Origin of the sequence: Vibrio halioticoli NBRC 102217 (assembly GCF_000496695.1) — a bacterium.
Taxonomy (GTDB): Bacteria; Pseudomonadota; Gammaproteobacteria; order Enterobacterales; family Vibrionaceae; genus Vibrio; species Vibrio halioticoli.
Genome location: NZ_BAUJ01000056.1, coordinates 1 through 12110 on the forward strand (window position 1 = coordinate 1; position 12110 = coordinate 12110).

The following is a 12110-nucleotide window of genomic DNA, read 5'->3' on the forward strand; positions in this document are numbered from 1 at the left end:
TTGGTATAAAATGTATGGGCTTTTATCATTTTGATTCTCCATCTAAATTGATGCGCTCCGCCCTGCTTTCCCACATTTTAGCTTTTTCATTATCGGCCATCGGGTTCTCTGACGAGCGATACCACTGCGCCAAAAACATTTGTGCTCTAAAGCAACGTTTATTGGCGGCATGCTCTATCAATTGGATGCCTTTGTCCATATTACTGGCGATACCAAAACCCTCAAATAAGGCAATGCCTTGCTCGTATTCTGCTTGCTCATCGCCATTGTGTGCGTCAAACGCATTTTGCCAATAGCGATGCTTATCTTGGGTAATAAGCTCATCAGAATACTGCTCACACACTCTAAGAATGCCTTTAATGCCGTCGATACTGTCTTGCTCGGCGGCCCTTTCATACCAATATACCGCTTCTTTGGGATGCTTTGCTTCGTTCATTTCAGCTAATTCTAATTGAGTTGTTAGATGCCCGTTATCAGCTAAAGCGATTTTTTCTTTATGTACTCTCACACGCTCAGCTTCAAGTTGCTTAGCCTGATCTTCCGCTTCTAATCTGCGCTGTTCAGCACGCTCAGAACGTTTTGTTGACCATCGAGCAATACTTAAAAACATAGCCATGAACAGTAAAATTGCTATCCCTGAAGCCATCATTTCTGTGACTGTTAACATACAAAACCCCTATCCCTATAAGTCCAGCAACACATCGCTCGTGATTCCTTTTCACTGTTTCTAAAACGGCTTTCGTTAACACACAGCGAGAATGCGCTTGCTCTGTACTGTATATAGCAATGATACCTATACACATCTATTATAGTTCAAGCCTGCTCATACTTTGTACAACCTCTTGGTAAGCATTATATGAAGACAAAAAAAGCCAGAGTAAGGTCTCCCTTCTCTGGCTAATAGGACAGAACAAATTGTCATGTTGCTTTATGCAGTATTACTTACTTCTGTGCTGCTCAAGGGCGTCAATGTAAGCTTGTTGCGCACCTTGTATCTGCAAATCTTTGGCTTCTTCTAACAGAGCAAGGGCTTTGGGCATATTATCTTCATCAACGGCTTTGCGAATTGCGTTGTGGTAATAATCCTGCGTAGATTTTTCAACCGTTGCATCTAGCTCATGTTGATGTTTTTTCGCATCATTATCGGCATCTAAGCCAGCATTTACGCCTGTCACTTCCACCAGTAACTTACCAGAATTTACATGGGGCGTTGGGATGTCTTTCACCTCAGGCAGATAGTTACCTTTGCCTTCGGCCATCGCTCTGGCTGGATGGATTCGATCCGTTGTTTTTGCAAGCTCGTCTTTGGTGGTATAGATAAGCATAGTCACTGTCTTTTGATCCACTGGCGGTGTGAATCTAAGCTCAGCTACCAAACGATCTCCCCATGCTAAACGAGGGCGTCGGTATTCAAACGCAGAAGAGTCGTATTTTTCAATAACGTTACCCTTGTTATCAACAATCATAATCTGCGGAGAAAAGAAGGCTTCATCGGTCATGTTACTAGTGACCGAAATATCTAACGGACCGCGGTTAGAAGGAAGATCAAACGCCACCACTGGGCTATCTATTAGCTTGTTATTTAATACTTGAGTATTTTTATCAATCGTTACTAATGCTTGTGTATCAAGTTTAAAAGGCGATTTATTCAGAGACGCCACTGACGTTACTACAGGCTCTGCCCCAACTTGGTGGAGTGTTTCTTGAGTAGCACAACCCGCTAGAGCCACACAACAGCTTAAGAATAAGGCTCGAAATTTCATGGGGTATCTCCTTTATTATTTTTTTAATGACTTTTAGAGGTAATGCCTTTTATAACAAATACTTCACGCGAAAGCCCTTAAAAAAATAGCCGACAGCATGCCGGCTATATCATAAACCTATTTAAGGTTAAGAGGTGTGATTACCACCATGCTTCTGCTTGGATACCAACAACGTATTCAGTGTCGTTGTCTTGACCAAATGCATTGTCATTTTCAGTATCTAGGATGTAAGAACCGTATACGCGGATCTCAGGACGAGCCCAGAAGCTGCTTCCCATTGCCCAAGCTTGAGCAACTGTGAATTTAGCGTTGCCGAAGTCTTCAGTGCTGCCGTTACCTAGGCGTTCACCTGCGTTATAGCCACCTTCAAATACTGTACGCATAGTGTCGTTCCACTTATACATAGGACGAACAACAACTGAGTATTGATCGATATCGTATTGTTGGCCTGTGCCATCACCGATATCTTGACCTGCTAGGTATGCTAACTGGTGACCCATTTCCCAAGAGTCGCCCATTGAGATAACACCCCAGTTAAGCAAACGGTAACCGGTTGAATCATTGTATTGGTCAGTACCACGTGCGTAGTATGAACCTGAACCCCAGAAGTTAGCCGCTTGTACACCGTAGCCTGCAGTACCGTACTGGAATACAGTTTGGTTAAAGCCGTTGCTTAGGCCTTGTTGAAGAATTGCAGTTGCAAGTAAACCATCATCAGCTTGTTCTGAAACAGCGCCGCCAGTGTCTTTATCAATGGCAAAGTTATATGCCAATGCAATTTCTAAGCTCGCATCAGACCATAGGCCAATGTTAGCTAAACGTGCATCAAAGATATAACCTGAAGAATCACTATTGCTTGGGTTTGCGCCAGCAGTTGTATTGTCACCATCTTGCACTAAAGCAAGAGACAGTTTTTGGTTACCCACTGACAAGTTTTCAATACCACCACCAGTACCTGATGTGTTTAGGTAGTAGAAGTCAGTGATGTGGATGTCTTTACGTTGGTAGTAAGTTTTACCAGCCCAAAGCGTTGCGCCGCGATCAAATGCTAGAGCGCCTTTTGCTTTAACAGCAAACTGTGCCACGTTAAAGTCAGCATCTTCCCAACCGTTTGCACCAGGGGCACCAGATGCAATCATTGATTCAATACGCCAGTTAATCTCGCCAGTTTGCAAATCTTGAGAAAGACCAAACTCAGAGTAGTTGTCGTTTTCGTTACCTAGACGACCAATACCGTTTTTGTTTACTGATACATCAGAACCACTGTTACCGCTGATGCCAGTACCTGCACGCATGTAACCATTGAAATCTACAGCAAGTGCTGACGTTGAAAGTAGGGCAGCAGAGACTGCAGCTGTTAGTAGGTTTACCTTTTTCATTCTCGTTAACTCCCGAAACGATTATTATTTTTCTAGTTCATTCTTCATTGATTAACAGTCCATCTGTTAACGCAGCCAATTTAGAATGTTAGTGTGAAACTGTTTTATTCGACGAAATGATAGTAATGCGATTTGGTATTAACGGAGTCCTCCTCCTCCTTTTAAATGGTGGGGGAAGTAGAGAAACTGAGAAAGGCGTAGTTTAAGTGATTTGTCGCCCAGATCACGTTTTTGAGGGTGAGATCCTTGTTTTAAAACGATAATGATCACACTCATAAAAGTACAAACATAGATCCAGATCTCTATTTAATTAGTTCCCTGATTTTTTAACAAAATCGCCGTAAAAGTGTAATCCGTGATGTAGATCGTTTAAGGCCCTACAATCAACCAGTAACGCTTATTGATATAAAGAAAAGCTTACATTAGAAAAATCAGCTGCATTTTTGCGGTATCAGGCATAAGGGATATGTAACTCAATATTTTAAATAAAATAGCCCTTAGAACAGCGCCAACAGCATGTTCCCTATTGCGTTCATGGGGTAAACCTTTTAACGTATCACCCAAACCATTCACAAAATAAACAAAAGATATAAAAAAGAATGAGTAGCAATAAATCACGCCCTTATCCGCTGGGTGCCGAGTTAGATAAATGTGGATGTAACTTCTCTATTCATGCCCCAAGCTGTAAAGAGATCTCTTTAGCTCTTTTTAACACCAAGGGAGAGTTTAAAACCTATCCCATCACAAATAGCTATGCGGGTATAAAACACATTTACATAGAGGGGGTCTCACATGGCCAAGAATACGGCTTTATCGTTTATGACCAAAATGATGAAAAAATTCTCCTTTCAGACCCTTATGCTAAAGCAATAAGCAAACCACTGACTTACCAAGCGCCTTTTTCAAATGATAAAAGCTGGTCAATGGCGAAATCCGTGGTTACCTCTTCTGAGTTTGATTGGCAACAATCAGAGCATCCTCGTCTGACACGCTCTGAAATCGTCTTGTTTGAAACGCATACCAAAGGCTTAACTAAGCTAAATCAAAACGTTCCAATGCAACACCAAGGCAAGTACCTTGGCCTGGTCAGTGACGAAATGCTCAGCTTTTATAAAGAGCAAAATATCAATTGCTTGCAGCTACTGCCTATTGCAGCCTGTATGCATGAACCACACTTGCTGAATATGGATAAGGTCAATTACTGGGGTTATAACCCATATGTCTTTATGGCTCCTGATCCAAGGTACGCCGAAGTCGATGCCGTACATGAATTAAAAACCACTATTCGAGAGCTACATAAAAACGGCATTGAGGTGATTTTAGATGTGGTCTACAACCACACAGCAGAAAGTGGTGATGGCGGCCCAGTATTCAACCTAAAACTGCTTGATAACCAATACTACTTAAAACACGGTTGTCACTACGCCAACTTCACCGGGTGTGGTAATACGGTCGACTTGAATTATCAACCAGCTTTAACACTAGTCATGGATACACTTCGTTACTGGGTTCAAGAATTTAAAGTTGATGGTTTCCGCTTTGATCTGGCAGCGACACTAGGACGCAATGGCGACAACTTTAATCGTGAAGCGGCCTTCTTTAAAGCAGTCGCGCAAGACCCTGTGTTAAAAGAAACCAAACTGATTGCTGAACCTTGGGATATTGGCCCAAATGGTTATCAAGTGGGTAATTTCCCTGATGGTTGGAATGAATGTAACGACAAATTCCGCGATATTACGCGCAGTTTTTGGCGTGGCGACCAAGGGTTTTTAAAAGAGTTTGCCACTCGCATGATGGGCTCAAGAGACATCTACAGTGCCAGTCGCTGGCCGCATAAAATGACGGTCAACTACATCACTTATCACGATGGCTTTACCATTCAAGACTTGGTCTCCTATCAACTAAAACACAATGAGGCAAATGGTGAGCATAATCATGATGGTCACGGTGATAACCGCTCAGATAACTTAGGAGTAGAAGGGGCAACACGATGCCCTGAAACACTATTATTGCGAGAAAAGCGTAAACGTAACTTTATGAGTAGCTTGCTGTTCTCATTTAGCATCCCACATATATTAACGGCGGATGTGGTTTCTCACACTCAGCAAGGCAACAATAATGCCTATTGCCAAGACAATGCCATTAGCTGGTTAAATTGGGATTTGGGTGAGCACCAACAGGCTTTCAAAAAATGGTTATCTGAAATGGTTGCCGCCCGCCGCGAACATATGATTCCTTTTATTGAGGCATTTAGTGGCGAAACTCGCAATGATAACCGCGTCAGTTGGCATCGTCCCGATGGTAACTTAATGGAGATGAATGATTGGAATCAACTGAATGCCGTTTCCTTAAAGCTCGGTATAGGTACTGATGGCGCAGAGTTGCTCTACTATATTAACCAATCACAAACACCCGCTCGATTTAGAGTGCCAGAAGGGGATATCGAACGCTGGGTTCTCATCTGTGATACTGCCGAAGCGGAAGTTGGTAAAGGGAAGGTTGATAGAGATATGTTATTGCAGCCTCAATCAATGGTGATCTTAAAAGCGCAAGGGCCGGCTAAAATTCTGCCTATAAAACAAGAAGTTTTAGAAGCCTAACAAAGTAGCGAACAATGATCTCGGTGCAGTGCTGAGATCATTGTTGAGAAGCAGGCAAAATGACATACAATTGCACTCTAGCTAAATATTGTAAATATCATTTTGCGCCAATCTGAATAAACAGAGCTTGATCAGCTATTAAAACTCTATATTATTGCCAGTCGTTGCAAGTTGGACAAAAAACAACCGGTTCATATTTTGACGTTGACCGTCAAACACAATAGACAACAAAATATATGGCTTTACCAAGAACAATCATCCGTCTTTTACGTCCCTACGTAATTGTACTCGTTGCCATTCTAATTTACGTGGCTTATCAGCATTATCACAAAGTTGAAAACGAAGTTATTACTCAGTCGCACGCTAACTTGCGAACTGCGACAAAGCTCATCCAAGGACAGTTAAATACTAGCCTTAGTAGCATTGCATCCCTAAATAAAACGCTCTCAATAAAAGACACTAAAGAAGCTAACCAACTGGCGATTGAACTTATTTATAGCACTGAAAACTATAATGATATTCTTCGATACAACCACAAAAATCATACCGCATTCTCAGAAACTGACATTGATGTAGCCAAGCACAATAACAGTCATCCTAAACGCATTGATCTAACTGCGTTAACTTGGACTGACATGAACTTCATGCACAACAACTATCAAGTTTCTAATTTATATCAAAGCCGTAATAAACGCTGGGTAATTGCAGTACGCGAAAAACACCCAAAACAGGTAGAACAATACGTTATCGAATTCGACCTATGGTACATGAGCCAATCTCTAATTGATTTGCAAACCATGAGTAGCGGTAACGTATTTGTGGTGGATCGCACGACAGGACAAATCATTCTGCACCCAAACCCTGATCGTATTGGCAAAAGTGCCAGCGTATATCGTTATGCCGTGGCAGGAAAGGTTATCCAAGATGATCGCAGCACTCCGGTTAGCTATTACTTTGCGGGTAAACCAACCTACAAATTCGACACTAAAGACAATATCGTTAACAGTCATCCATCCGGTGAGGTGACTTACTTCTTTAAAAATGACCCTAAACTGGCGGTTTACAATGCAAGAAACAGCTTAAATTGGATCTATTTTTCGTCAACATCACGTTCAACGCTATTTTCTCATAGCTATTCACTGTTATTGGTTGCGGTACTTGCCGCGACCCTGCTTTTAGTGGTGTTTGTGTTTAACTTTATCAACAAAGAGCTGCAGCTAGAGCTTACCAAACTTGCAAGATCGACGAATTTATTTGAATTTAGAAACCAAGTTAACGTATTGCTTTCAAGATTTTGCTCACACAATCGAATCCAACTATGCCTGTACAATCATGACAGTCATACCTTTTATAGCATTGGCTATTCTGGTGAAGAGCACGCGATCAGCGTCGATAAAGACTACGCCATAAACCTGCTTAGTAGTGATGTCACCTATATTCGACACAGCAAAGACGATCTCCTTGCTAATCAAGTTCAAATTGATAAACATTTCTATCGCTTGCCTTTGCAAGGATACAATGGATTGTTTGGGGTTATTTTTGTCGAAAGTCGCACCCGCACCTATGGCAGTTTAATGAAATTACTGCAGACCTATATTGAAACCGCGCTAAGCAATGTGTTGTTTCATCGTCAATTATCACTGCGTGATAGTGCTACTAATCAAGATAACTTGTTTACTTTACGCAATAAAATTAACCGCTATAAAGATCATAAAGATGTCTACTTGCTGACCATGGATGTGGATGATCTAAAAGTCATTAATTACCAATATGGTTATACCTGCGGTGATCAGTTGATTTTAGAAATGACGGACATCGTCAATACCCATTTCCCAATCGCTTCTACCTTATCTACAGCAAGGGTAAGTGGTGATGAATTTTGCGTTCTGTATCATGCCGATGATCAGCAGATGGCTTACGCACTGGCTGACGATTTACGCGATGCAATCCAAACGCACCGCTTTAAGTTTGATAGAACCGATATCCACTTTACGGTCAGTATTGGTATCTCTCAGCTACAAAGTTCTGTCGATAAAACCCTTGCCGCATCGCTACAAGCCACCGACCGCAGTAAGAAAAAAGGTAAAAACCTTACCATCATGAACGTCACCATCTAATCTAATGATTCACCTTGTGCGATATTTCTGATATCACACAAGGTGCTAACAGCAATCATCGTAATTTATGCGTTCAGCAATAGCACAAGAAAAAGCTATCAAACCCTTGCTGTGACTAACCTTCTCTTCGCAAGGCGACATTTTAGGATCAATACATGTATAAACTATTCGAAGGATTCACCAAAGCCTTCCCTAAGCAAGAGCCCGAACAACCACCCAATACTGTTTTCGCTTTTTGTCGGTACTACACCAAAGGTTTTGAAAAACCTCTACTACTAATGGCACTTTTAAGTACCATAGTGGCAATTGTAGAGGTTTCTCTATTTGGCATGATGGGGAAACTGGTTGACTGGCTCAGTTCGAGCAGTCCAGAAACCTTCATGCAAGACAACGCCAATACACTGATTATCTATGGCGTACTAGTGCTCATTGTCATGCCAATTCTGGTGATTTTACATTCACTGATTCAGCATCAAACATTGTTAGGTAACTACCCAATGTCGATTCGCTGGATGGCGCACCGCTACCTATTAAAGCAAAGCTTATCCTTCTATCAAGATGATTTTGCGGGCCGAATCGCCACTAAGGTGATGCAAACCTCTCTGTCGGTACGCGAAACCGTGATGAAGTCGCTAGATGTGTTTGTGTATGTTTGTGTGTACTTCACCTCAATCATCGTATTGCTAGCGCAAGCAGACTACCGTTTAATGTTGCCTATGCTATTGTGGCTATTCGCCTATATCGGCATTCAGTGCTACTTTGTACCGCGCCTGAAAAAGGTCTCGTCAGAGCAAGCCAATGCCCGCTCAACCATGACCGGACGCATCGTCGACAGCTACACCAACATTGCCACTGTAAAGCTGTTTTCGCACAGCAAACGAGAAACCGAATACGCCGAACAAGGTATGGAAGGTTTTCTTGATACCGTTTACCGTCAAATGCGCTTGGTGACTGGCTTTAATGTGATGGTGGAAGTGGTCAATTACATTCTGGTGTTTGCCATTGCCGCAATTTCTATCTACCTATGGACCGAGAGTGCTATTAGCGTAGGTGCTATCGCCATCGCCATCAGTTTAGCGCTGCGTTTAAATGGTATGTCGATGTGGATCATGTGGGAAGTGGGGGCACTATTTGAAAATATGGGCACAACGGTGGATGGTATGGCAACCCTTTCTAAGCCGATTGATATTCAAGACAAGCCAGATGCTAAACCTATCAAGGTTGAACACGGCGGCATACAGTTTGATGATGTGAGCTTCCACTATGGCGAAAATAAAGGGGTTATTAGCAACCTAAGTCTCAATATTAAACCGGGTGAAAAAGTCGGTTTAGTGGGTCGCTCTGGCGCCGGTAAATCGACGTTGGTGAACTTACTGCTGCGCTTTCACGATGTGGAAGGCGGCAAAATCAGTATTGATAACCAAGATATCGCCTCCATTACCCAAGATTCATTGCGCAGTAAAATTGGTATGGTGACTCAAGATACGTCACTGCTACACCGCTCTATTCGCGACAACATCTTGTACGGCAACCCTGATGCCAGTGAAGAAGCCCTTATTGCCGCAACCACACAAGCACACGCACATGAGTTCATTGATACTCTAACCGACCCGTTTGGTAATGTCGGCTATGACGCACAAGTGGGTGAGCGCGGCGTTAAGCTATCGGGTGGGCAACGCCAACGAATCGCCATTTCTCGGGTATTGCTAAAAGATGCACCTATTTTAGTGCTAGATGAAGCCACCTCTGCGCTGGATTCAGAAGTGGAAGCGGCGATTCAAGAGAGCTTAAACGAGTTGATGCAAGGTAAAACCGTAATAGCCATTGCCCATCGCCTATCTACTATTGCCTCTATGGATAGATTGATTGTATTAGACAAAGGGCATGTGGTGGAACAAGGAACTCACCAACAACTGATTGAAGGTAACGGGATTTATGCTCAGTTATGGGCACACCAAACTGGCGGTTTTATTGCGCAATAGGCTGTTTGTTAGCAACTAAAAACAGCTTAAAAGTAAAAAGGTTAGAAGCCACGCTTCTAACCTTTTTTGTCACTAATTTGTAGAACGCTTTACACTAACTGAGCAAAGCTCGGGTCTTGAATCGATTCAGTATTAAACACAAAAAATGAATCAATCCAGTGCAATACAATAGCTGAATCAAGCACCTCTTTGGCTTGCTCAAATGTCGCTAAATACTGCTCTTCACTAATAAGATACTTACGTTGTTCCACCAATTGCGACATAAAATCTAAGGTAAATTCAGGATGTCCCTGAATGGTAAAAAGATGGTTATCTTTGGCAAGCATAAAGTTAGGGCAAAATTCATTGGATGCGATTACTCGCATCCCTTTTGGCACGGTAATCACTTGGTCTTGATGGCTGACTAGCATGCGCAATCGATCAATAGAAAAATTCATCCAACGCTTTTGCGCCACAATATTGACCTCATAACTGCCCAATCCCCAGCCTTTTTCGGAACGACCAACAGTGCCACCCAGCGCTCGAGCAATCAGTTGATGACCGAAACAAATACCCACTAATGGTATACGACGAGCTTCGCAACGCTGTACCCAACTCATCAAATCGACAATCCAAGGGGCATCATCAAAAGCGTTACACACACTACCAGTGACAATATAACCATCACACTCATCTAAATTGGGAAGTTGCTGATTAAACGCTTCATATTCTGCAAATATCATCTCATCATTTACGGCTTGAAAAGCAGTTGCAATCATATTTGAGTATTGTCCATATACTGCGGCAAGTGGCTCAGAAAGATGCCCACACACTAATATCCCTATCTTCATCCATCGTCCTCTTTTTGCTCAATGAGAATTCAGTTTTACAGTTATCAGTATAGGTGCTTCTTCAAACTCGCAAGCCATAAAACAAAAAATCAACGATAAAAACCACCAGCAAATGAATAACTAAACTTAGAGATTGATCACACTTCATCAAAAGTCACTAAAATAATGCCCGTAGTGAACCTATTTTCATAATTAGTCATATCTGGGCGAGGTCATTCCGAGTTAGCGACTCAATAAGTGAATATACAGTCACACAAAACGAATATCAGAGGCCAAAAAATTGCATATATGCAATAAATTCACTGAACAATTGAATATCCCATGCTTGATCCCCCCGTCTTTGCCTGTATTGTGACTGCATATTTAAATGGCAAGGAATGCATTATTTATGCTGTTAATACGCCCTATTACAGCCAATGATCGTCAAGGATTGGCGAAGTTAGCAAAACAAACCGGCACTGGATTCACCTCAATGCAGGACGATCCCAAACGCCTCGATGAAATGGTCAAACAAGGCTGCGCTGCGTTTAATAGCGACACGCCAATACAAGACGGCTACTACCTGTTTGTTGCCGAAGATTTAGCGCAAAAACAGTTGGTCGGAACCTGCGCTATACAAGCCGGCATAGGTCTGCAAGACCCTTTTTATAGCTACCATCTCGATACTACTGTGCACTCATCTAGAGAGCTGGATGTATACAATAAGATCCAAACACTCAGCTTGAGTAACTTTCACACTGGATGTACCGAGCTTTGCACTTTGTTTCTGCTACCGGATTCAAGAAAAGGCTTCAACGGCCACCTGCTTTCTAAAAGCCGTTTCTTATTTATGGGACAAAATGCCAATCGCTTTGATTCTACCGTCATTGCTGAAATGCGAGGTTTTAGTGACGAAGAAGGCAACTCGCCGTTTTGGGAAGGGTTAGGCAGACACTTTTTTAACTTAGACTTTGCTATCGCCGATAAACTCTCAATGCATGACAAAGTGTTTATCGCCGAATTGATGCCGAAAAATCCGATTTACACCAACTTACTGCCCGAAACCGTACAAGAAGTGATAGGTCACACTCATCCGCACACCTTGCCGGCTAGAAAACTATTAGAAGCTGAAGGATTTCGTTTTAATCATTACGTGGATATTTTTGATGCCGGTCCCATGTTGGAATCTCAGCTATCCGACATTCGAGCGGTCAAGGAACAACAAACAGCAATGGTGCGAATCTCCCAGCACATCAACCACTCACACACGCCCTATTTAATCAGCAACGGACAAGTTAAGCACTTTCGAGCCTTAGCAACCAAAGCGATACAAATTGAAGACAATACTCTGATAATAGATGCACAATTAGCCGACACCCTACAATTAAAAGACGGCGACGTAGCCGCGTATGTGCCCCTATTTGGCCCTTTGTCAGAGCAAGAATAGTAATCAAGGAATG

At 42.4% G+C, this 12110-nt stretch carries 8 protein-coding genes; 4 read left to right on the plus strand and 4 right to left on the minus strand.

From position 1 onward, the window contains the following. Positions 1–25: 25 nt before the first annotated feature. The 3 genes from VHA01S_RS14455 to lamB form a co-directional block, all read right to left on the minus strand. A complete protein-coding gene (locus VHA01S_RS14455; protein ID WP_023405098.1) occupies positions 26–667 on the minus strand; it encodes a tetratricopeptide repeat protein in 642 nt (213 codons plus the stop codon). Between the two features lie 271 nt (positions 668–938). Next, positions 939–1763 carry a MalM family protein gene (locus VHA01S_RS14460; RefSeq protein ID WP_023405099.1) on the minus strand — a complete coding sequence of 275 codons (825 nt, stop codon included), beginning with the start codon at positions 1761–1763 and terminating at the stop codon, positions 939–941. A 140-nt stretch (positions 1764–1903) separates the two neighbouring features. Then, a complete protein-coding gene (gene lamB, locus VHA01S_RS14465; RefSeq protein WP_023405100.1) occupies positions 1904–3142 on the minus strand; it encodes a maltoporin LamB in 1239 nt (412 codons plus the stop codon). Between the two features lie 599 nt (positions 3143–3741). On the opposite strand from lamB, the gene glgX reads away from it, so the two are divergent. From glgX to VHA01S_RS14480, 3 genes are all read left to right on the plus strand, one after another. Beyond that, positions 3742–5742 carry a glycogen debranching protein GlgX gene (glgX, locus tag VHA01S_RS14470; protein WP_023405101.1) on the plus strand — a complete coding sequence of 667 codons (2001 nt, stop codon included), beginning with the start codon at positions 3742–3744 and terminating at the stop codon, positions 5740–5742. A gap of 236 nt (positions 5743–5978) precedes the next feature. Next, entirely contained in the window at positions 5979–7859 is a 1881-nt protein-coding gene (locus tag VHA01S_RS14475) for a sensor domain-containing diguanylate cyclase (RefSeq protein ID WP_023405102.1), read from the plus strand. Between the two features lie 155 nt (positions 7860–8014). Further along, positions 8015–9841, plus strand: a complete 1827-nt coding sequence (locus tag VHA01S_RS14480; protein ID WP_023405103.1) for an ABC transporter ATP-binding protein — start codon at positions 8015–8017, stop codon at positions 9839–9841. Positions 9842–9930: 89 nt separating this feature from the next. Here VHA01S_RS14480 and VHA01S_RS14485 read toward each other — a convergent pair whose 3' ends face one another. Continuing rightward, on the minus strand, positions 9931–10671 hold the full coding sequence (locus VHA01S_RS14485; protein ID WP_023405104.1) for a type 1 glutamine amidotransferase: 741 nt from the start codon (positions 10669–10671) through the stop codon (positions 9931–9933). A gap of 388 nt (positions 10672–11059) precedes the next feature. Here VHA01S_RS14485 and astA point away from each other — a divergent pair, with 388 nt between their 5' ends. Then, complete coding sequence (astA, locus tag VHA01S_RS14490; protein ID WP_023405105.1) at positions 11060–12097, plus strand: arginine N-succinyltransferase; 1038 nt, start codon at positions 11060–11062, stop codon at positions 12095–12097. The last annotated feature ends 13 nt before the right edge of the window (positions 12098–12110 follow it).